General features: G+C 54.9%; 21 protein-coding genes. 6 read left to right on the forward strand and 15 right to left on the reverse strand.

Annotation, left to right across the window (positions count from 1 at the left end; all coding sequences use genetic code 11):
* Positions 1–83 precede the first annotated feature (83 nt).
* A complete protein-coding gene (locus MKY86_RS18660; protein ID WP_076079245.1) occupies positions 84–530 on the reverse strand; it encodes a carboxymuconolactone decarboxylase family protein in 447 nt (148 codons plus the stop codon).
* Positions 531–649: 119 nt separating this feature from the next.
* The gene (locus tag MKY86_RS18665; RefSeq protein ID WP_076079244.1) at positions 650–2,104 is read right to left on the reverse strand and encodes an MFS transporter; all 1,455 of its coding nucleotides are present in this window, start codon (positions 2,102–2,104) and stop codon (positions 650–652) included.
* A gap of 169 nt (positions 2,105–2,273) precedes the next feature.
* On the opposite strand from MKY86_RS18665, the gene MKY86_RS18670 reads away from it, so the two are divergent.
* Entirely contained in the window at positions 2,274–2,717 is a 444-nt protein-coding gene (locus tag MKY86_RS18670; protein ID WP_076079243.1) for a MarR family winged helix-turn-helix transcriptional regulator, read from the forward strand.
* Between the two features lie 31 nt (positions 2,718–2,748).
* Here the strand turns inward: MKY86_RS18670 and MKY86_RS18675 are convergent, their stop codons facing one another.
* Positions 2,749–4,188 (reverse strand): response regulator transcription factor, encoded by a 1,440-nt coding sequence (locus MKY86_RS18675; protein WP_076079242.1) that lies wholly within the window; start codon positions 4,186–4,188, stop codon positions 2,749–2,751.
* 382 nt (positions 4,189–4,570) lie between these two features.
* A complete protein-coding gene (locus MKY86_RS18680) occupies positions 4,571–5,446 on the reverse strand; it encodes an SMP-30/gluconolactonase/LRE family protein (RefSeq protein ID WP_340827339.1) in 876 nt (291 codons plus the stop codon).
* 131 nt (positions 5,447–5,577) lie between these two features.
* Here MKY86_RS18680 and MKY86_RS18685 point away from each other — a divergent pair, with 131 nt between their 5' ends.
* Positions 5,578–6,204: a GyrI-like domain-containing protein gene (locus tag MKY86_RS18685; RefSeq protein WP_076079240.1), complete on the forward strand. Its 627-nt coding sequence runs from the start codon at positions 5,578–5,580 to the stop codon at positions 6,202–6,204.
* Between the two features lie 2 nt (positions 6,205–6,206).
* Here the strand turns inward: MKY86_RS18685 and MKY86_RS18690 are convergent, their stop codons facing one another.
* The 5 genes from MKY86_RS18690 to MKY86_RS18710 form a co-directional block, all read right to left on the reverse strand.
* Positions 6,207–6,872 (reverse strand): hypothetical protein, encoded by a 666-nt coding sequence (locus tag MKY86_RS18690; RefSeq protein ID WP_076079239.1) that lies wholly within the window; start codon positions 6,870–6,872, stop codon positions 6,207–6,209.
* The gene (locus tag MKY86_RS18695) at positions 6,865–7,551 is read right to left on the reverse strand and encodes a hypothetical protein (protein ID WP_076079238.1); all 687 of its coding nucleotides are present in this window, start codon (positions 7,549–7,551) and stop codon (positions 6,865–6,867) included. Before MKY86_RS18695 ends, MKY86_RS18690 begins: the two co-directional genes overlap by 8 nt.
* Before the next feature lie 33 nt (positions 7,552–7,584).
* The gene (locus tag MKY86_RS18700) at positions 7,585–8,226 is read right to left on the reverse strand and encodes a DUF4004 family protein (protein ID WP_076079237.1); all 642 of its coding nucleotides are present in this window, start codon (positions 8,224–8,226) and stop codon (positions 7,585–7,587) included.
* A 171-nt stretch (positions 8,227–8,397) separates the two neighbouring features.
* Positions 8,398–9,729, reverse strand: coding sequence for a vWA domain-containing protein (locus tag MKY86_RS18705; protein ID WP_076079236.1), 1,332 nt, complete (start codon positions 9,727–9,729; stop codon positions 8,398–8,400).
* Between the two features lie 204 nt (positions 9,730–9,933).
* Complete coding sequence (locus tag MKY86_RS18710) at positions 9,934–10,545, reverse strand: 50S ribosomal protein L25 (protein ID WP_076079235.1); 612 nt, start codon at positions 10,543–10,545, stop codon at positions 9,934–9,936.
* A gap of 359 nt (positions 10,546–10,904) precedes the next feature.
* On the opposite strand from MKY86_RS18710, the gene MKY86_RS18715 reads away from it, so the two are divergent.
* Together MKY86_RS18715 and MKY86_RS18720 are read left to right on the forward strand one after the other, a co-directional pair.
* Positions 10,905–11,180: a GNAT family N-acetyltransferase gene (locus tag MKY86_RS18715; protein ID WP_076079234.1), complete on the forward strand. Its 276-nt coding sequence runs from the start codon at positions 10,905–10,907 to the stop codon at positions 11,178–11,180.
* Between the two features lie 12 nt (positions 11,181–11,192).
* On the forward strand, positions 11,193–12,050 hold the full coding sequence (locus tag MKY86_RS18720; RefSeq protein WP_076079233.1) for a GNAT family N-acetyltransferase: 858 nt from the start codon (positions 11,193–11,195) through the stop codon (positions 12,048–12,050).
* 176 nt (positions 12,051–12,226) lie between these two features.
* On the opposite strand, the gene MKY86_RS18725 is transcribed toward MKY86_RS18720, so the two are convergent.
* From MKY86_RS18725 to MKY86_RS18740, 4 genes are all read right to left on the reverse strand, one after another.
* Positions 12,227–13,060: a hypothetical protein gene (locus MKY86_RS18725; RefSeq protein ID WP_340827340.1), complete on the reverse strand. Its 834-nt coding sequence runs from the start codon at positions 13,058–13,060 to the stop codon at positions 12,227–12,229.
* Positions 13,009–13,461, reverse strand: coding sequence for a flavodoxin (locus MKY86_RS18730; protein ID WP_036732971.1), 453 nt, complete (start codon positions 13,459–13,461; stop codon positions 13,009–13,011). Before MKY86_RS18730 ends, MKY86_RS18725 begins: the two co-directional genes overlap by 52 nt.
* Before the next feature lie 259 nt (positions 13,462–13,720).
* The gene (locus tag MKY86_RS18735; protein WP_036732967.1) at positions 13,721–14,086 is read right to left on the reverse strand and encodes a VOC family protein; all 366 of its coding nucleotides are present in this window, start codon (positions 14,084–14,086) and stop codon (positions 13,721–13,723) included.
* Positions 14,087–14,191: 105 nt separating this feature from the next.
* On the reverse strand, positions 14,192–15,010 hold the full coding sequence (locus MKY86_RS18740) for a helix-turn-helix domain-containing protein (protein WP_076079231.1): 819 nt from the start codon (positions 15,008–15,010) through the stop codon (positions 14,192–14,194).
* A gap of 281 nt (positions 15,011–15,291) precedes the next feature.
* Here MKY86_RS18740 and MKY86_RS18745 point away from each other — a divergent pair, with 281 nt between their 5' ends.
* Both MKY86_RS18745 and MKY86_RS18750 read left to right on the forward strand, forming a co-directional pair.
* Positions 15,292–16,155 (forward strand): class I SAM-dependent methyltransferase, encoded by an 864-nt coding sequence (locus tag MKY86_RS18745; RefSeq protein WP_036732961.1) that lies wholly within the window; start codon positions 15,292–15,294, stop codon positions 16,153–16,155.
* 3 nt (positions 16,156–16,158) lie between these two features.
* Positions 16,159–16,905 carry an RluA family pseudouridine synthase gene (locus MKY86_RS18750; RefSeq protein WP_076079230.1) on the forward strand — a complete coding sequence of 249 codons (747 nt, stop codon included), beginning with the start codon at positions 16,159–16,161 and terminating at the stop codon, positions 16,903–16,905.
* Between the two features lie 47 nt (positions 16,906–16,952).
* On the opposite strand, the gene MKY86_RS18755 is transcribed toward MKY86_RS18750, so the two are convergent.
* Positions 16,953–17,396 (reverse strand): MarR family winged helix-turn-helix transcriptional regulator, encoded by a 444-nt coding sequence (locus MKY86_RS18755; protein ID WP_036732955.1) that lies wholly within the window; start codon positions 17,394–17,396, stop codon positions 16,953–16,955.
* Between the two features lie 179 nt (positions 17,397–17,575).
* Positions 17,576–20,017: a DNA gyrase subunit A gene (gene gyrA, locus MKY86_RS18760; RefSeq protein ID WP_076079229.1), complete on the reverse strand. Its 2,442-nt coding sequence runs from the start codon at positions 20,015–20,017 to the stop codon at positions 17,576–17,578.
* Positions 20,018–20,350 lie beyond the last annotated feature (333 nt).

Genomic DNA, 20,350 nt, shown 5'->3' on the forward strand with positions numbered 1-20,350 from the left:
GTCTTGGCCTGAGACGTTATTTTACCCCTGTCCACTTCATGCCTCCCCCTTCCTTACGATTCCGGCTGCTTCATTAACCGAAGTTAGCCGAAGCAGCCCGGGAACATCCCGGTTGTAATGGCAATCCGGTTCCAGCTGTTGATCGTATTGATCGCCATAATCCAGTCTACCAGTTCCTCTTCGTTAAAGTGCGTAAGCATCTTATGGTACAGCTCCAGCGGAACGCCAGCTTCGCTGATCAGCGTGACCTGCTCGGCGAATTCCAGCAGCACACGTTCCTTCGCACTGAACAACGGCGCTTCGCGCCACACACTCAGCAGCAGAATATGATCGGCATAGTTGCCCAGCTTCATCAGATCCTTGCCGTGCATATCCAGACAGAACGCACAGCCGTTGATCTGGGAGACCCTTATTTTAACCAGCTCATACAACACCTTATCCTTGCTGCGGCTTCCTGCATGCTGCTCCAGCGCCATCATTGCCCGGAATGCCGGGCCGTTAACCTCACGATAATTCATTCTTAGACTCAAATTAGGTCGCCTCCATTATGGTTGTATTGCTCTTCATAACTGTAGACAAGATAGAGCCGGAGATTGTGACACAATAAAAGCAGGACAGCGAAATTCCGCAGCCCTGCCGTTTATTCATGTTATGCGCTCAGGCTCTTGGCCCTGCGCGAGGAGAACAGCCGCCAACCGGTCAGGAGCGCCGATAACAGGCAGATCCCAGACGAAGCCAGGAAGACTGCATGCATCCCCGAGAGGAACAGCTCCGGACGTCCTTCTACCAGCCCGGTTACCCGGTAGCCGGCCTTGCTGCTCATTACATTGAACAGAATCGAGGTGGCTAAGGTAATTCCGACGACCATCCCCACATTACGGACCAGCGAATTCACGCTGCCTGCCGAGCCTAGCTGTGTTCGCGGCACCGTGGACATAATCAGCGAGTTGTTCGGTGAGCCGAACATCCCGCTGCCGATGCCAAGCATGGCGATCCAGACGCCGACCAGCATAACCGGACTGCCTTCATGCAGCCGGGCCAGCCCGAACTGGGCAACCACCATCACGATCAGCCCTGCGAAGGTGAGCAGCTCCGAACCGATTTTGTCCGACAATGCCCCGCTTAACGGAGCGACTATCACCATGCAGATCGGGTAGAGCATCAGCAGGAAGCCTGCATCAAAAGGGGACATGTTCAGCATATTCTGCGCATAAAACGGCGCGATAATATTGAAGCAGAAGTTCGAGACGAACACCAGAAAAGCACAGAATATACTCAGTGAGAACAAGGGATTCTTGAACAGGCCCAGTTGAAGCAGCGGCTGGGCGCTGCGCAGCTCCACGATCAGGAAGACGATGAAGGTAATAACCGCAGCGGAGAGAGCGGCAATGATCCGGGCATCCCCGTATCCAAGCTGCTGGCCGAGCAGAAGTCCGGCGAACAGAGAGACAATGAAGACAGCAAACAGCAGGCTGCCGGGAGCATCAATCCCTGACTTCACGCGTACCAGATCCTTCGGCAGTACCTTCCAGCCCAGCGCAATCGCCAGAATTCCAATCGGCACATTCACCCAAAAAATATACTCCCAGCCCATCGACGATACGATAATTCCGCCTAGGCTTGGCCCCGCTATACTGCCGAGAGACACGAAGGTTCCAATCAAGCCGAGAGCCTTGCCGCGTTCCGTAGACGGGAAAATATCCGTAACAATGCCCTGGCTGTTCGCCATGGTCATCGAAGCACCGACCGCCTGCACTACACGCGAAGCAATGAGCAGCGGCAGGCTGTGGCTTAATCCGCAGAGCAGAGAGCCAATGGTGAAGACGACCATACCCAGCTTGAACATCTTTATTTTGCCGGCGATGTCCCCCAGCTTCCCGAAGAACAGAATCACTGAACAGATCGCCATCAAATACCCGGTTGTCACCCATTCTACCTGGGCCACCGGCAGTGCCAGCTCCTTCACCAGCACCGGCAGCGCAATATTCACAATACTTCCGTCCAGTGTAGACATAAAAGTAAACAAGTTAAGAACGATCAGAATCAGCCAGCGCTTCTTCTGTATCCCGGCATCCTCCTGATAGGTCGCCTCTAAGCTGCTCATCCACTAACACCCTCTTGTATCCAATGTAATCTAGTTGCACACGCAACAAACTAATCCTTCACAGTGTACTGCAAATTAGTTGCGTGCGCAACAAAATTACGGTAAGATCTGAGACAGGGCGGTATGCCTTAGGCAGGCTGCCGTTATAATCCTCAGCGAGGTGTCCATTGTGACTTCAAATAAAGAACCCATCGGGAAGCTGATCTCCCATCTTCACCGTCAGAACCAAAAAATACTGGCCAAGGAGCTGCTTCCCTACGGCATCGGCAGCGGAGGCCAGCATAGCTTCTTAAAGCTGGTGCTGAGTCATCCGGGGATCACCCAGGATCAGATGACCAGCCGGATTAAATGCGATAAAGCGACAACTACACGCTCCGTCAAGCTTTTGGAGGCCTCGGGATATATTGAGCGCCGGACAGATCCGACCGACCGACGCTCCTTCCTGTTGTATCCAACTCCCAAGGCGCTCGATTTCGCCCCCGCCTTCCAGGCGCTGCTGGATGACTTCAACCGCGAGCTGTCCATGGACCTCACCGAGAGTGAGCTGGATACGCTGATAGATCTGCTCCATAAGGTCACCCGTAACTCAGACCGGCTGAACGGGCAGGGCTGAGCGTATTCATTAAGTAGAGAAAATCCAGCAGTCACTGCTGTCCCCCGTGTTCAGCCGCAAATAAGGCGCCTTGAAGCTGGCCTTCTGCGCGGAATTCACTCGGCAGCTTGCCGACATGCTCCCGGAACAGCTTGCTGAAATAACGGTCATCCCCGAAGCCGGACCTGCAGGCAATTTCACATACCGGGACAGGGGTCTCCAGCAGCAGTGCTTTCGCCAGCTCCAGGCGCATGCGCCGCAGGCACTCCCCGAAAGTCTCACCGGCAAAGCGGGCGAAGCACCGGCTGAAATAGCCGCGGCTCATATGGATAGCAGCGGCAACATCGCCCTGATTGATTTTATCGCCAGCATGGCTCTTCATATAACGCACAGCGCTGATCAGGCAGAGCATCACCTCTTGACTCAGGCCCAGCTCAATCATCCGGCGCTGGACATACCCCGTGAACTGATGCAGCCAGACTTGCCAGTGCCGCCAGTGCCGGTTGCACTCTGCCGCCAGCGCGAGCTGTTGCGCTTCCTCCGCCGTAAGCAGCAGCCGGCTCCAGCCCCGCAGCAGCTCTTGGCCAAAGTCCGCCACTGCCGTAGGGTCCGGCTGCTGCATCGCAACCCCGCTGAGGAACAGATCCCATTCTCTCCGCTCCAGCGTCCAGCGTAGATTCTGCGCCTGTACCAGCGCGGAAGGGACGCCCGTCTCCGGCCGTTGCCGCGCGGCCAGCGCCTGCAGTTCACCATAGTGCAGCCTCGGGAGCGCCTGGCCGCCCGCCGCATAGAACAGCGCCTGCCGGGCTGACTGTTCCAGCACCGCAGCGATTCTCTTCAGCGGCTGACCGCGCACCCCCTCCAGCAGCGCCGCTGTCCAGCTTGTCCCAAGCACCGCTCCCAGCTCTCCTCCGATCCGTGCTGCATCCACAGGATACGGCAGCGGAGACAGCCACATCCCCGGCACAGCATGCAGCGTGGAATTTCTCACCAGAGACAGCGCGTACAGCTGCTCTTCCTTCAGTTCCGGCGTAAGCGGCACATATAGCAGCGCTTTGTCCTCAGCGATTACTTTTTGCTCTGCTTTTGAAGGGGTGCTCTTGTTTCCGTCCTCCCACCTGATCCGCTCCACCAGTCTGCGGATAATTTCATCGGCATTCTCCGGCTCCAGCAGCGTTTTGACAATGTAATCCACCGCTCCCAGCCGTAGCGCCTCCTGCACATCATCGAATTCATGATGGCAGGTCAGCACCACGCACCGTACCGCGGGATACCGCAGCCTCACCTCTCGGATCAGCTCGAACCCGGTCATCCCCGGCAGCGATAGATCCACGAACAACAGATCCGTCTCCTGCTCGCGCAGCAGCTCCAGTGCCGCATGCCCGTCTCTGGCCTCTCCGGTAATCACCACCCCGAAGGACGGCCAATCCAGCAGTGAGATGAAACCCTTGCGCACCAGACGCTCATCGTCTACGACAACAGCCTTAATCATCGAAGTCCTCCTTGCTTTTGATAGGAATAATGATGGATACCGGGTTCCGTCTTTCTCACCGCTCTTCGTGAAAGCGTTTCAATATATAGATACAATACCATATTTTGTTTATTCTGAAAATAAAAAGGCATGCACTTCAGGCTTTAACTCGATGCTTGGTCGTCGCTGTGGTGAACATTTGGACTTCCGGCCGCTGTTGCACCCGGATCACATGATTTTATGCAACATAAAAAGAGCTGCTCACAGGCAGAATATCCGCCTTATAAACAACTCCGCTTGTATTTCTACTTCACTATTTTAACCCTTCAGGCCTCATCATGCCCAACCACAATTTAAAGACTGATGCTCTACTAGGGCAAGCGACCCGCCCGCCTACCTTCACCTAAAAAGCCGCCCGATTAGCCTCCCGGCCCCTCACTCCAGGCTTGAACCGGAACAATCCGCCCGCCTGCGGCCAGCGTTCCTGCTCTTCTGCACTCATGTATCCGCGTGCCGTAGTGATGTACAGTTCGTCCAAATTCCCGCCGCCGAAGGTACAGGAGGTTACATAATGCGACGGAACCTCGATTTTCTCCAACTGCTCGCCTGTATGGGGATTCCACCGTGAGATACAGCCCCCGCGCCAATGGGCAACCCAGAGCATGCCTTCACAGTCGATCGTCATCCCATCCGGCCAGCCTTCGCCTTCCGCCAACCGGATGACCGTCCGGCGCCCGCTTACCGAGCCGTCTGCCAGCGAATAATCCATTACATCGATCCCCTTGGTCAACGTGTCAATGTAATACATGACCCCCAAGCTGTCGTTCCAGGCCAAGCCGTTGGAGATGCCGATCCCAGTCAACACCTGCCGGACCTCACCAGCGGATTCCATTACATACAGGCTGCCCTCTCTTCCCGCAAACCTTCTGTTCATCGAGCCGAACCACAAGCGTCCACGGCTGTCGCATTTGGCATCATTCAGCCGGTTACCGGGAATTCCGGTCTCCACCGCTGCCAGCAGCTCCACAGGCTGATGCTCCATATATCTGTAGATCCCGTCCTCCATCGTCAGAATCCAGCCGCCGCGCTCCGCCGGTACAGCTGCACTTACCTTTCGCTCAAAGGAATGAATATCATCCGTCCCCTTACCAGGGTCATACAGATGTAATTCATTGCTGTCAACATCCATCCAGTACAATCTGCCCTTCTTGTGATCCCAATGGGGACCTTCTCCGAGTGCCGCCTTCGCAGCAACCACGCATTCCATCGTTCCGCTCAACATAAATCCTCCTCTACTAAATACTCTTTCTATGTACTACTGCTCTTCAGCCGCCGCCAACCTGACATACACCTGTCCGGTTCGCATGCTATGCTGAATGCAGCACAATCCTATGAACTGAGGTGACCCATATGAAATTCGAATGGAGAAAAGAAGACAAGGCCCTATATCTGCCCCCCTCCGAACCGGGGCTGATTCAGGTACCCGCCTTCCCTTATTTCACCCTGCGGGGTGAAGGCAATCCCAACGGAAGTGCCTTCGCAGAAGCAGTCGCTGTGCTGTATTCCTTGTCCTACGCAGTCAAGATGCTGCCGAGAAAAGGTCCCGCACCCGAAGGCTACTACGACTACACCGTCTTCCCGCTGGAAGGGGTATGGGATCTCAGCGAAGCCGGACGCCGCTTAGCCGCTCTTGATAAGAACGAGCTGGTGTACACATTAATGATCCGCCAACCGGATTTCCTGACCCCCCTGCTTGCTGCAGAAGTGCTGGAGCAGGTCAAGCGCAGCAAGCCGCACCCTCTGCTGGACAAGGCCGTCTTCGCCCGCATCGAAGACGGCCTGAGTGTACAAATGCTGCATATCGGCCCCTATGATGATGAACCGCACAGCTTCGCCAGAATGGAGCAATTCTGCTCTGCTCAGGGCCTGCTGCGGGAGTCTCACCTGCACCGCGAAATCTATATCTCAGATGCCAGGCGTGCCCGCCCGGAGAAGCTGCGGACCGTGCTGCGGTTCAAGGCCGCCCGGCAGGATTAACGCTACATTTTCACCGCATTCCTTACCGTTGAGCTCTTATGCACCTCCAGCAACTCCCGGTACTCCACCGTCTCAATATCGCAGCCGGGCCCGATCACAACGCTTCCGCCCCGGACGGTCTGCGCCTGCGTATGCTGAAGCTCGATCCGATCTCCTTCAATCAGCCGGGCCGCGAAGCTCATCTTCTTCCCGGGTCTGAGCAACGCGCCGGAACGGCTGCGCTTGATGGAGATGCTGCCGCCGCCGACTGTATCCGCCCTACAGGGGCCGAATAACGTCAGGTCGAGCCTCTCCGCATTTAATAGTCCGCTGACCTCCAGGACTCCGGTAATCTGCACCTGCTCTGCTTCACAATCGCCCGTAACTATGATCCCGCCGGTCAGCTTGATATCCTCAATCCGCAGCCCGCCGCCTGCCGTAAGCTCTCCTTGTCCGCGCAGGCTGGCTGCGTCTACCCGGCCCTTCACCTTGCACTCCCCGGTGATTTTGATATCCTGTACCCGAAGATTTCCTTCAACCGCTACCTCTCCGGTCTGCGCAAGCTTATGGCAGTCCACATCCCCGCTAAAGGTACATTCTCCCGTCACCTTGACATCCTTAAAAACTCCGCCGACAGAGCTCGACGTCCCGAGTATCTTCAGATCATGGCGTTCTACCGCTTCATTCACCGGTCTTCTCCTCCTTTCCCACCTGGGCACCGGGATGTACAGTCAGTCCCGTTCTATACTCCACCCGGCCAATCGAGCAGCCCTGCCCGATAATGACCGTACCGCCCCTCACTACATCTGCACTCGTGTATTCCAGGTCTAGCGTATCTCCCTCGATGAGCTTGGCCCGCAGCCCGATTTTGAGCTTGGGGATCATTCCGCCGAGCAGTCTGCCCCAGGCCGCGTTACCTTTTTTGCGGATCACCAGGCTCTCCACGCCAATCTCCCCTGCCTCAGACTGACCCTGTAGCCCGAACTCCATCCGGCCCGCACTCAGCAGGCCACCCACCGTGAATACCCCTTCACCGGTCAGCTCCTCCAGCTCACAATTGCCCTTCAGCTTCAGCATGCCGTCCATTACACAGCGCTCTCCCCGCAGACTGCCTTCTCCGTTGACTACTCCATTCAGCTTCATTTCACCAACCTGCAGATTGCCCTTCAGATTGAGGGTTCCGTCCATCTCCATCTCTTCCGCCGCGAGGTCGCCGTTCAGCTTCATTACGCCGTCACAGCTATAGATATGTGCGCTGAGCGCTCCGTTAATCTTGCTGACGCCGTTGATATTCACTTTGTTATATCTGCCTCCGGCAGCCGTGTTGACCCCATCCATCACCAGATCCGGCAGTTCATTCTTCTCCATGGTCCAGCCTCCTGTGGTGTACTGTTCCTTACTCTATAAGCCGCCTTCAGTCAAACGTCCATTCAGTAGTTCCGCCAGATCGGCAGAGCGAAGCCTGCTCACCAGCCGTACCCCCTCTTCGAAGGCCAGCCCCGCTCCCGGCAGCGCCATAATGAAGAAGCTAACCCCCATCTTCCGCACAAAAAACAGCTCCCAGCCCTTCTCCCCGTACCCCGGCGCATGACTCTCCAGCGTCTGATAGAGCCGGTCTGCTTCCTCCCAGCTGAGCTCCCCCTTACTGAGCAGCCAATCTGCCGCAAATACATTAAGAATCTGCTCGAAGCTCAGCGGTAAGCCCTCGGCCTCCGGTCTCCCAAACCGCTCCAGACTACTCACCGAAACAATGTTACGTTCCTTTAGCTGGGATACAGTTAAGCTGATTCTGTACGAGGATGCCGGTTCTGACAGCTGATCCGCCAATTCATCTAGGGAGAGATCATCCTTCTTCTGTAAAATATGCTGCACCCGCCCCAAAATCCGTGCCCGCGGAAAAAAGGTCTCCTGTCCCGTAAAGGTAGATTTGCGGATGAACCATTCCTCAGGAATCAGCTGCTTCCGCTTCCAGCGGTACAACTGCCCGTAAGAGATTCCTGTCTCATCGAGCAGCTCCTTTTTGGAGATTAAATCCTCTTCCATATCACCACTCCTTGCGCTCATCGTAACATAACACTGTTACGTTGTAAACTGGCAAGCTGCCTAAATACACTCCCCTCCCGTGCAACAGCGCCTCCTCCTATCCACTCCTTCATAAAAAACAGAGCAGACCCTAGCCCTTACCGGCTTCGGATCTGCCCGCTATACTTCATTCTATGAACGCACAACGCCCTTCTGCCGGGCTTCACGCAGCCATTTCGGGTACTCGTTGAAGAGCCGGTCATACAGGTCCTCATCGCTGACCTCGTCCAGATCATCCAGCGCGAAAAAATCGGCATTATCCACATAACGGCCCCGCAGATCGTCAAGCTCACGGAGTACGCCATAATCCGCATTGCCCAGCCCCACAAACTGCCAGAAAATATTATGCTTCGAGCTCTGGATCAGCAGCTTCGATATTTTGGGCGTCTCATAGATGCCCCCGTCGCTGAAGAAGACCACATATACCGGCAGGTCGCCCGGCTCCTCCTTCGTATATTTCTTGATCAGATCCGCCATAACCACCGGCTCATTGTTCCCGATGCCCAGTCCCCCGAACATCTTCGGTCCCGGATAGGTCCGCTTCACATAATCCTCATATCCGTGTTCATTCACGCTTGGCATTCTCTTACTCTTAGTGGCGAAGAACCAGACATCCAGCATTCCGTCATCATCCATCTTGGCAGCCACAGCCAGCACCCGTTCAAAAGCCCGCCGCACGACTCCCTTCGCATATAATTGCGCCATGGAGCCAGATGCATCGAACACCACGGCTACCCTTGCCTTCTCCTGGTCAAGATTCTTCTTGCGCAGTGAAATTCCGACCTGCTGCTTCAGAAGATCAATCTTCGTCAAATTCAGGGCAGCCCGGGGAGCCTCCTCCTGGACTGTATCCTTGGGCGGTCCGCTGTATGCAGCCGCTGCTTCCGTATGGCCTGACACCGATTGAGCCTCAGCTCCGCTGCCGTTCTCCGGCGCTTCGTCTTCCACCTCGACCCCATGCGCTTCCGCCAGCGGCTTCAGTCCGCCATGGAAGCCCCGTCCAACCGCGCGAAGCTTGAAGCCCCCGCCGTGGCGGTACAGCTCTGCCAGCACGAGCGAGGTCTCGGCATTACCGTCCATAATTTCATATACCAGCTCCGTACCCTTCCCCGCCGCGCTGATTCTGCAGCCTCTGACATCGGCGAAGGTTCCGGGACCGTCCAGCGTAGCTGCGAAGACGCATTTCTCAATGCCCGAGGCGCTAAGCGCACGCAGATCTATAGCAAACTCCCCGCTGTATTTATCGATAGGATTGAATACGACCGTGTGCTTAGGATCAGCTGGCTGATTATAAAAGATAAAGAAATCATCGGACGGCACCTTCCCGTTCCCGCCCACCATGAAGCAGCTGATATCCAGAATCGCCGGAGAACTGCTGCAGGATATCTTCACGGTTGCCTGGGTGGAAGCCTCGTCCAGCTTCGCATTGGAGCCGCTTACCAGCTTGATTATATTAGGATTCATGAATGCACTCTCCTACTCTCTCATATGAAATACCAGGATGTACCAGATTCCCGCTTCGGCAAAAAGGAGCAGACCATTCCCTGCTAAGGATATGTCTGCTCCTGGTTGATAAAAGATTATGACTCTCCATATACAGCCGTTATCTCAGGCTGTCTGCAAAGTTCTCTGCATATAGAAGATGCGATGGCTACAGCCAGAAAAGTCTTATTCTTCAGACTTCTCAGCTTCGGCTGCTTCCTCAGCTGGTGCGGCAGCAGCTTCATCAGCCGGCTCCTCCATCACGAGCGGAGGCGAAATCCGCACGATCAGCGTATCTTCAGGGGTAAGGATCTCCCAGCCTTCATGCTTCGGCAGATCGGACACCAGCAATTGATCACCGATATCGAGGCCGCTGATATCTACTTCGAGGTTTGCTTCCAGCTTGTCCGGCAAGGTCCGGATATCCAGCTCATACAGCTCCACCTGCTGCACGCCGCCGCTCTTGACGCCGATAGGATCACCTGTGAAGTGGAAGGCTACCTTGGTATCCAGATCAGCCTTCATGTCAATCTGCTGCAAATCTACATGAAGCAGCGTACGGGATACCGGCTGGCGCTGCACTTCCTGAATAACCGCATTCTTCGAGCCGGAGCCCGGGAATTCCACCTTCAGGATGGCACGCGGGTTTTTGCCGAGAATATCATTAAGTGTTTTGGCATCTGCTGAGAAGGACTGGGTATCTGAACCTGCACCGTAAACTACAACCGGTACAAAACCTTTGCTGCGCTGGGAAGAATTCGATCCGGATCTTTCAGTCAAGCGTACTGTGGTATTCATGATATTTCCTCCTAATAGTTTTTTGAGCGCTACGCCCTTTTCGTTAAGAAAGCCGGGCAAGTTGCCGGGGGCGGCGTACGCCAAGTAGTGTCAGCATAGCTGCATTAAAAAACAAGACCAATTAGCTCTTATGTCTAATCAGTCTCTTATTAACCATATTTGCCCGCTATGGAATCAGTATAGCACCGGGAAAAGAACAAGTCAAAATAGGGTAAAATTCAAATCCGATCCATATTTATAAATGATTACGCTGAAATCACACGCTGTAAATGACCTACGGTGCCTCTCTTCCCCTTTCTCGCTTTTTGCCGCACAGGGTAGTAAAATAAAACCACTATACCCGAATGGAGTGAAGATACATGGAACAGATTGCAAAGGGAGAAGGACGTTTCTATATCGCTGGTGACGGAAAAGACCTGGCCGAGATTACATACAGAACCGAAGAAAACACAGGGAATCTGGTGATTGACCATACCTTTGTCTCCGAAGATCTGCGCGGCCAGGGGGCTGGAGAGAAGCTCGTGCAGGCGGTCGTTGACCTGGCCCGTGAGCAGAGTGTCAAGATTGTACCGGTGTGCCCGTATGCGGCCCATCAATTCGAGAAGCACGAGGAATACAAGGATGTACTCAAATAGGAGGAAGAACGTTTGACGAATACAGATACACTGAAACAGATTGAAGAGCTGCAGCAGCGCTGCGAGCACTATGAAGGAATCTCGCTGAAGCTGAACTGGGACATGCTCCGGCAGCCCAGTGTAGCAGGCGGTGCAGAGTGGCTTTTGACCTATGAGGACGGCCTGCTGGTCGGCTTCATCGGCCTGTACGGCATCGGCGGTGATATGGAGGTATGCGGCATGGTCCGGCCGGGCTACCGCCGCCGGGGGATCTTTAGCTCCCTCTGGGAACAGGCCCAGGCCATCATCCGCAGAGGGAAGACGAAGACGCTGCTGCTGAACACCCCTGCGGCTTCGGCTTCAGGCAATGCCTATCTGAAGACCTTGCCGCTTGCCTTCAGCCATTCGGAGTTTCAGATGAAATGGGATGGTGCGGGCAGCAAGGTTAGAGCCTCAGAGGCCAGCTCGGCCTCAGGCAATGTCATGCTCCGGCCTGCACGTCCGGAGGAGACCCCTCTACTCATCGCCTTCGACTGCGACGGGTTCCAGATGACCGAAGAGGACGCCGCTGAAATGTATGAGCTGCACGAACAGGAAGGCTCACAGGAGCATATCATCATTGAGCTCAGCGGCCAGCCCGCCGGGAAAATGCGTCTGTGGTCCGAGGACAACGAAACCTGGATCTACGGATTTACGGTGGACAAGAAGCTGCGCGGTCTCGGCATCGGCCGGAGTGCCCTGCAGCAGACCATTGAGCGGGAGCAGCGGAATTATAACGGAGTGAATCTGGAGGTTGCGCTGGATAACCCGAATGCACTGCGGCTCTATGAGAGCTGCGGCTTCGTCATTCAGAGCCAGCAGGATTATTACACCTATCCTTTGAACGGCTAGCCTGGCAACGAGTATTTCAAGAAGCATACATTTAGCCCATATGCCTGCGCACCAGCACAATGTATGCTGTTTTTCGCATACAATTCCTAAACAATCAAAAAGCATCCCCTCACGGTCAACTGACCCTGAAGGAGATGCTTTTTGTGTCGTCTCCAATTTCAATTCATCGTCTGCTTCTACATCAGTCCGTAGCCCCGCACCTGGGCTTCATCCCGGTCGCTGCGGCGGTTGCTGCATTTCACGCAGCCTGGTGCCTGTTCTTCCCGTTCCAGGAAGACAGACAGCAGGCGCACATAATCCAGCGATTCCTGCAGGGGCATGTCTGCTCCGTCATACAGCTGCCTGCGGCCATCCAGCAGCGAGTAGATGGCGATCGTCTCCGCCGGCTTCCCGTAAGCCTTATGGCAGAATACATTCGCCATATGCAGAAATCCGGTAATCACCTGCTGGTCAGCATGTACCATGAATTTCTGGATATTCAGACTGCGTCCCGTATGCTTCGAATTCCAGGCCAGCTGAAAAATCACAGCCAGCTCAATCTCAAGCTCCCGGACAGGAACATGCCACTGTTCGAACCGCATCACCGGAATCTCTGCGGTGTAACTGCCTGCGACAATCCGCATCAGCTCATCGGCCACCGCCTGCTTGACATCCCAGTAATGCATCAGGGAAGGAAAAGCATTGCCCTTCGGCGGCCAGCGGCGCTCCAGCAGAAACTGGACAGGCGTCTCCCGGCGCACCTCGGGCCGCAGACTGTAGTAGTCATTAAGCGTATGTCCGACTGCAAATTGAACCTGCTGTCTCCAGCGGGGAAGTCCGGTAGCGGGAGCTCCGCTGCCGGCCACCTCGGCCCCGCCCAGCATGATGTGCTCCATGCGGTAATCGTTCAGACGTCTGTACCGGCCAGCTTCAGCATCCGGCTTCGTTCCTGTGAAGTCTCCTGCCGCCGCGCCCATCCTTAAGAGACCGCCGCGCAGATCTCGATGAACTGGCGCCCGTAAGTGCGGCAAGCCTCTTTCTCCGCTGCATTCGGACCGTATTCAATCTTCAGGCTGGGCTGCACAATCTCGGCCCCGCGCTCCTTCAGCTTCTCTTCAATCTGATCCACTGCTCCGCAATAGATCGCATACCCGGTGTCTCCGCTTCCGAAGGCCGCCGCCTTACAGGCGCTGAGATCCAGCTCATCCAGCTCTTCATAGAAATCCAGGAATTCATCCGGCAGCTCGCCGTCTCCCCATGTGTACGCACCCAGCATTACAGCCTCATACGCTTTTATCTCATCCGCATTGCAGTCCATGACCGATTTCAGTACGGCCTCTCCGCCTGCCGCGCGTATTCCTTCCACGATCAATTCAGCGATTTCCTCCGTATTGCCAGTCAAGCTGGCATATGCCACTAGCACTTTAGCCATGACTTTTATCCTCCCAGGGTCCAAATAAAATGTATTCTCTATAATCCGGTCCCTTAAGCAGACCGTATCTTACTTACCTTAATACTGTGTTAATCTCATTCTATTTGATAATGATTATCATTGTCAATATTAAAAAGTGATTCTGCTCTTCCCCTGGCCATCCTTGCCGCATAACACAAGCAGCGCCAGTCCAGGACATAACTGCTGCCCGGAGCTGACGCTGCTCAGTATTACTATTATCATATGATGTGTGGAACGATTAATATCCGCCTTCCAGCAAGGTAATTGCGTTGCCGTCGGGATCACGGAAATTCATCTCTTTACCGCCGTACTCCATGGTTGCCGGAGGCTGGCAATCCAGTCCTTTCGCCTTCAGCTGCTCATACGTTTCGTCCAGACTGCCGCAGGAGAATACAAGATTAACGGTGCCGGTGGTTAGGTTCTCCCACTTGTCTGCGTTCCATATAATGATGCCGGGCTGGCTGGCGTCTATCGCAATTTTGGCCCCGCCAGCTTCTCCATAGCCCTCGAATGGAACCGGAATGCCCAGGACCTCCGAATAGAATGCTACCAGAGCTACGGGGTCTTTACTGTACAGGTTGATGCCGTCAAAAGCTGTAATCATAATGATATCCTTCCCTTCATTGCTTGTATTGTGATCCGGCTGGTGTCAGCGGTTCTATCCTCATTGTACTTCTGCCTGTATGGCTTGTATTGCAAAAAAACGACATCAGCGCCGGGCATAACTCAGCGCATCCAGCGGAGTTCTGCCTGCGAACTTCTTGAAATTGTTGATCAAATGCGACTGGTGGCTGTACCCGTAGGTGAACACCATATCCTGCATTACGCCCTTGGTCTGGGAGGAACGGTACAGGTCACGCCAGACATTCTGGAAACGGATAAGATCGGCGACCTTTTTGGGCGGAAGGCCGATATGCTGCCGGAACAGCCGTTCAAGCTGGCGGCTGCTTAAGCCCGAGCTGCTCTCCAGCGCCCCTGCCATCATGATCCCGCGTGATGTAAGCAGCCTGTGGACCGCGTTCATCATCCCGTCACTGCTGCGGTTTCCCCGTTCCAATCTCCGCAAAAGGAAAGCTTCAGCAGCAGCGATGCGCTCAGTCATTGTACGGATATGCTGGAGCCTGTCTCCCAGCTCCTTACGGAAGGTTCTGAAATAATACTCTACCGGAACATGCACATTCAATACCTCCGTCAGCGGCTCGTCTGCGAACAAATGAACGGCCCAGAAGTGAAACCGGATGGCGAAACGCTCTGTCGTAACAGGCTGTGCTGCTTGTCCTGCCTCAAACGGAGTGTCGTTAATCCCGCAAAAAATCCCGCCGGACTCCCCTGTCCCCTCATCCCATTCCCATATGATGTCCATGCAGCTATCAGGTATGATAGTCTCCGTCTGCTGCGGCAGCCGGGGCTGTGCTCCTGATCCCCAGTAGCAGCGGATATACGGCTGAAGCAGCCTGCCCGGCAGATACTCGCCGCCCCCGGCCGGATTGGCCGTAATCGGATGATACAGCGCCGAAAGATTATACATCCCCGTGCAGCCTCCTTCCTTTGCTGTAACCTTGTATTCAGATCATACACAATCCCTGTACGAAGCGCCAGAACACCTGCTTTTCGATTGGCCAAGTCCCCTGCTTACCGAATGGATTATGTTGCAAAATGATCTGCCCTGCTTTTCCTGGTAATATTATACGCCTCTTGCTTGTTGGCTACACTGGGAATAGTCGCTGCTTTGCAACCATTTTGTTTGTAGCTGCAGGCTTAAATGTTGTACAATAAAGGCTAAATGACTTTTTGAAGGATGGATTAATAATGTATCTAGCCAGTGATTGGAAAGACTATGAAGTGATCGATACCGGGGGCGGGGAGAAGCTCGAACGCTGGGGCGATATTATCCTGCGCCGGCCGGACCCGCAGATCATCTGGCCGCTGGCCAGCGAGAGCGCCAAGTGGCGGGATGTGCACGGACATTATCACCGCAGCTCCGCCGGAGGCGGGCAGTGGGAGATGAAGAAGACGATACCGGAGGACTGGAAAATCAGCTACGGCAAGCTGAAGTTCCACCTCCGCCCGACGAACTTCAAGCACACCGGGCTGTTCCCGGAGCAGGCGGCCAACTGGCGCTGGATGATGGACAAGATCGCAGCGGCTAACCGGCCGATCTCCGTCCTCAACCTGTTCGCTTATACCGGCGGAGCCACTGTTGCGGCAGCAAGTGCCGGAGCCTCCGTCGTGCATGTCGATGCAGCCAAGGGGATGGTTCAATGGGCCAAGGAGAATGTAGCTCTGTCCGGTCTTGCCGACAAGCCGCTCCGCTTCATTACCGATGATGTATTCAAGTTCGTCCAGCGCGAACAGCGCCGCGGCAGCAAATATGATGCAATTATTATGGACCCGCCGTCCTACGGAAGAGGGCCGGGCGGTGAAATGTGGAAGCTCGAATCCAGTCTCTATCCGTTCCTGGAGAGCTGCATGGAGATTATGAGCGACCGTCCGTTATTCATGCTGATTAACTCCTACACGACCGGCATCTCGCCAACCGTACTGCGCAACATGCTGTCAATGACGATGGGCAAGCGCTATGGCGGCAAGCTAAATTCCGGTGAGATCGGCTTGCCGATTACAGCCTCCGGCATGAATTTGCCTTGCGGGATTCTGGGCCGCTGGGAGGCGTAAGCCATGACCGGAACGAATAACGGCGCAGCAGGAGAATCCGGCAGCAGCCCCTCCCGGTTCGAGATTCTATATGAGGACAACCATCTGCTCGGCATTGTGAAGCCTGTGAATATTCCCGTTCAAGAGGATGCTACAGGCGACCCGGATCTGCTGACACTGCTGAAGGAAGATGTGAAGGAACGCTACACGAAGCCGGGCAACGTCTTCATGGGCCTGGTTCACCGGCTGGACCGGCCTGTAGGCGGTGCTATGATCTTCGCCAAGACCTCGAAGGCGGCCTCCCGGCTATCCGAGAGTGTGCGCACCCACGCCTTCCAGAAGGTCTATCTGACAGTGGTGCATGGTCAGCTTCCGGGCGTAGAGGCCCGGCTGGAGCATACGCTGCTTAAGGACCCTAAGAATAACACCGTCCAGGCCGTCCGGGAGGGAACGCCAGGCGGCAAGCAAGCCATCCTTGATTATACCGTGATTGGTACGGCAGAAGGCTATTCGCTGGTGAGAATTGACCTGCTGACCGGCCGCTCCCACCAGATCCGCGTCCAGCTCAGCAACGTTGGATGTCCGCTATATGGAGATCAGAAGTACGGCGCGGCCGTGAACAGACCGGGACAGCAGATTGCCTTATGGTCTGCACTCACCCGGTTCCCGCATCCGGTGACCAAGGAAGAAGTCGAGCTGCTCTCCCTGCCTCCCCGTTCCTATCCCTGGAATCTTTGGACTCCGCAAATGCAAAAGCAGGCTATCCTTTAACGGACAGCCTGCTTTTTTGCATGATCATATAGGTTCTCAGTAGGTGCTTATACGGACTGTACCGAAGCTGCGTCATCCACGGCCGGGGCAACCGCCATCTTGCCCATGAGGTAGAGCAGCAGCTGCTGATTATGGGAGGAAATGGGGTCCAGCGCTTCTGCAAAAAAATCACTGCGGACCTTCAGTCCGCGCAGCGTCTCCCGCTGGCCTGTCTCGGTGATGCTCACCCAGACAATTCTGCGGTCTGAGGCATCGCGTTCACGGACAATCAGATTATGCTTCTCCATCCGGTCAAGCAGCATCGTCACGGCCGCCGGACTGGTTGCCAGATGAGGGGCCAAATCAGAAGGCTTCATCGCATCACGCTCCTGTAGCAATTCCAGTACGGTAAGCTGGGCATCAGTCAGTGTAGGCGCAAGCTTGCTGTCCATATGTAGCTTATAGTCCTTTAATATCTTATGCCAGATTTTACTGAATTCAGTGGAGTGCACACTTATTCCTTCCTTTCCTGCGGATCTCTATAAGGTATATTTACTTTTTCGCCAGAAAAATTCCAAATCCTTCAAGGCCAAAAAATAAAATCATATCTGCAACTATTCCCCCCCAAATTAAAAACGCGGGCAGCCTGTTACTCCTGGGCTGCCCGCGCCGTTCCATGCGGTATTATATTTTACTTGACTGCCTGAAAAAGAATGGCGATCTCGTCCTTCTTCTCGACAGCAACCAGCTGCTTGCCTGTAGAACGGCGTTCAGCAATCGGTGCCGATTCGGAAGAGAAGGAATGTACCGCGCCGCTCTGGGTGATGGCGGTCACCTCCAGCGGCTCCTTGCAATAGAATGCGCCTGCCAGCCTGCTGCCGTTCGGGCGGACACGCTTGCCTTCCTTGAACTCGAAGGTTGGCATCCCTTTGCCTCCGCGGCTCTGGGAAGGATAATCCACCATCAGGGAGCGCTTGGCATAACCGATGTCGGATATAGCCAGGATCTCACCTTCATCCTCGCTGACCCAGAAGCAGGAGACCACCTCATCTCCTTCACGGAGCTGAATTCCCCTAACTCCTGTGGCCACCCGGCCCATAGGATTCACTTCATTCTCACGGAAACGGATGCTCATGCCCTCACGGGTAATCAGCACGATGTCCTTGTCACCCCTGCTGTGCGCCACTGTAATGATCTCATCGCCTTCGGCCACCTTACAGGCGGCAACGGCTCCGGAACGGCTTGTAGAGTACTCCTTGAGCTCGGTACGCTTCACCTGCCCCTTGCGGGTGATGAAGACCAGACTGGCCAGCGGGTCCTCCAGGTTGCCGACCGGCAGTACACTGACGACACTGTCTCCCTTATTCAGTCCGATCACGTTGACGATGGCCGTCCCCGGATCTTTCCATTTGAACTCTGGAATCTGATGCACGGGAAGCAGGAAGTATTGACCCTTGCGGGTGAAGACGAGCAGGCTCTCCCGGGTATTCAGATCCAGCAGCTTGACGATATGATCGCCATCCTTGACGCCTGAAGAGTGGCGCTCCCCGCCCGAACGGGTGAAGGACAGCATGCCGGTCCGCTTGATATAGCCGTCTGCAGAGAGTGCAACCAGCACATCCTCCGCATTGACCAGAACCTCCATGTTAACCTTAAGCTCCTCTACCTCACCCTGAATCAGGGAACGGCGGTCGATTCCGTATTTGTCACGGATCTCCAGCAGCTCCTTGCGGATAACGGTAATCAGCTTCTTGTCGCTGTCCAGAATCCCCTGGAGCACAGCAATCCGGGCCAGCATCTCATCCAGCTCCTTCTGCAGCGAATGTATCTCCAGATTGGTGAGACGGTAGAGCTGCAAGGTAAGGATAGAATCAGCCTGTCTTTCGCTGAAGCCGAACATCCAAACCAGATTATTCTGGGCATCCTGACGGTTCTTCGATGCCTTGATGGCAGCGATCACTTCGTCCAGAATATTCAGCGCCTTGACCAGTCCCTCTAAGACATGGGCACGGTCCTCCGCCCGTTCCAGATCGAACCGGGTACGGTGAGTGACCACTTCGCGCTGATGGGCAATGTAAGCTTCAAGGATCGCTTTGAGCCCCAGCTGCTGCGGAGCCTTGTTAACGATGGCTACCATGTTGAAGTTGTAGGTGACTTGGAGATCGGTTTTTTTGAGCAGATAGGCTAAGACGCCTTGTGCATCTGCCTCCTTCTTCAGCTCCACCACGATGCGCAGGCCCTCACGGCCGCTCTCATCGCGGACCTCGGCGATCCCTTCAATCTTTTTCTCCAGACGGATGTTCTCCATGGAGGTCACCAGCCGTGACTTCACGATCTGGAAAGGCACCTCGGTGATCACGATCTGCTGCTTCCCGCCGCGCAGGTTCTCAATCTCCGTCTTGGAACGCAGATAGATACGGCCTTTGCCGGTGCGGTAAGCATCCATAATGCCGTCTCCGCCCATAATGGTTCCGCCTGTCGGGAAATCCGGTCCCTTGATGAAGGTCATGATATCCTCAAGCGCAATGTCCGGCTTCTGCATGACCGCGATGCAGGCATCGATGACTTCCCGCAGGTTATGCGGTGGAATCTCAGTGGCGAATCCGGCCGAGATCCCGCTCGTCCCGTTCACCAGCAGATTCGGATAACGGGAGGGAACAACCACCGGCTCCTTGGCCGTATTATCGAAGTTGTCCTTGAACAGTACGGTGCGCTTCTCAATATCGCGCATCATCTCCATGGCAATCGGAGACAGGCGCGCTTCTGTGTAACGCATCGCCGCTGCCGGGTCATCATCCATGGAACCCCAGTTGCCGTGTCCGTCTACCAGCACATGCCCCATCTTCCACGGCTGTGCCATCCGCACCATCCCGTCGTAGATCGAGGAGTCCCCGTGGGGATGGTAGTTACCCATGACATCACCGACCGTTTTGGCTGACTTGCGGTATGGCTTATCCGGCGTATTGCCGGAATCGTACATGGCATACAGAATCCGGCGCTGCACGGGCTTTAGCCCGTCGCGCACATCGGGGATCGCCCGGTCCTGAATGATATATTTGGAATACCGGCCAAACCGGTCACCCACGACCTCTTCCAGAAAAGCCGGCAAAAATTGCTCTGATAAACTGCTCATATCCTCTTCACCTTCTGTTCCTCATTCTGTCCGCGTTTTTAAAGCTTGATGATCTGACCGCTGCGCTCTTGCGTTATTGAATTCAAAAACAAACAATATTTTGATAACAGGTAAGATCGTAACTGCGGTGATTTTGGACTTCCGGCCGCTGTTGTATTTAGATTTCTGATTCATAGGCCTAGCGGATGAAATCTAAATACAAAGGCGGACGCTGACGCTCCTCCAGTTCCAAAATCCCCTCCGTTACTTTCCCTTGTATCAGTTTATCAAAACATAGTTCACAATCCATTGAATTCAAGAACCAGCCGCTTCGCTTAAACCGATCATCAAAAA

The organism is Paenibacillus sp. FSL R7-0333, assembly GCF_038000365.1.
Lineage (GTDB): Bacteria > Bacillota > Bacilli > Paenibacillales > Paenibacillaceae > Paenibacillus_AQ > Paenibacillus_AQ silagei.

Excerpts from the sequence above, each read along its gene's own strand:
- MKY86_RS18665 (WP_076079244.1), bottom strand. The coding sequence starts at position 2,104 with ATGAGCAGCTTAGAGGCGACCTATCAGGAGGATGCCGGGATACAGAAG.
- MKY86_RS18675 (WP_076079242.1), bottom strand. The coding sequence starts at position 4,188 with ATGATTAAGGCTGTTGTCGTAGACGATGAGCGTCTGGTGCGCAAGGGT.
- MKY86_RS18685 (WP_076079240.1), top strand. The coding sequence starts at position 5,578 with ATGAAATTCGAATGGAGAAAAGAAGACAAGGCCCTATATCTGCCCCCC.
- MKY86_RS18695 (WP_076079238.1), bottom strand. The coding sequence starts at position 7,551 with ATGGAGAAGAATGAACTGCCGGATCTGGTGATGGATGGGGTCAACACG.
- MKY86_RS18700 (WP_076079237.1), bottom strand. The coding sequence starts at position 8,226 with ATGGAAGAGGATTTAATCTCCAAAAAGGAGCTGCTCGATGAGACAGGA.
- MKY86_RS18705 (WP_076079236.1), bottom strand. The coding sequence starts at position 9,729 with ATGAATCCTAATATAATCAAGCTGGTAAGCGGCTCCAATGCGAAGCTG.
- MKY86_RS18710 (WP_076079235.1), bottom strand. The coding sequence starts at position 10,545 with ATGAATACCACAGTACGCTTGACTGAAAGATCCGGATCGAATTCTTCC.
- MKY86_RS18715 (WP_076079234.1), top strand. The coding sequence starts at position 10,905 with ATGGAACAGATTGCAAAGGGAGAAGGACGTTTCTATATCGCTGGTGAC.
- MKY86_RS18730 (WP_036732971.1), bottom strand. The coding sequence starts at position 13,461 with ATGGCTAAAGTGCTAGTGGCATATGCCAGCTTGACTGGCAATACGGAG.
- MKY86_RS18735 (WP_036732967.1), bottom strand. The coding sequence starts at position 14,086 with ATGATTACAGCTTTTGACGGCATCAACCTGTACAGTAAAGACCCCGTA.
- MKY86_RS18740 (WP_076079231.1), bottom strand. The coding sequence starts at position 15,010 with ATGTATAATCTTTCGGCGCTGTATCATCCGATTACGGCCAATCCGGCC.
- MKY86_RS18745 (WP_036732961.1), top strand. The coding sequence starts at position 15,292 with ATGTATCTAGCCAGTGATTGGAAAGACTATGAAGTGATCGATACCGGG.
- MKY86_RS18750 (WP_076079230.1), top strand. The coding sequence starts at position 16,159 with ATGACCGGAACGAATAACGGCGCAGCAGGAGAATCCGGCAGCAGCCCC.
- gyrA (WP_076079229.1), bottom strand. The coding sequence starts at position 20,017 with ATGAGCAGTTTATCAGAGCAATTTTTGCCGGCTTTTCTGGAAGAGGTC.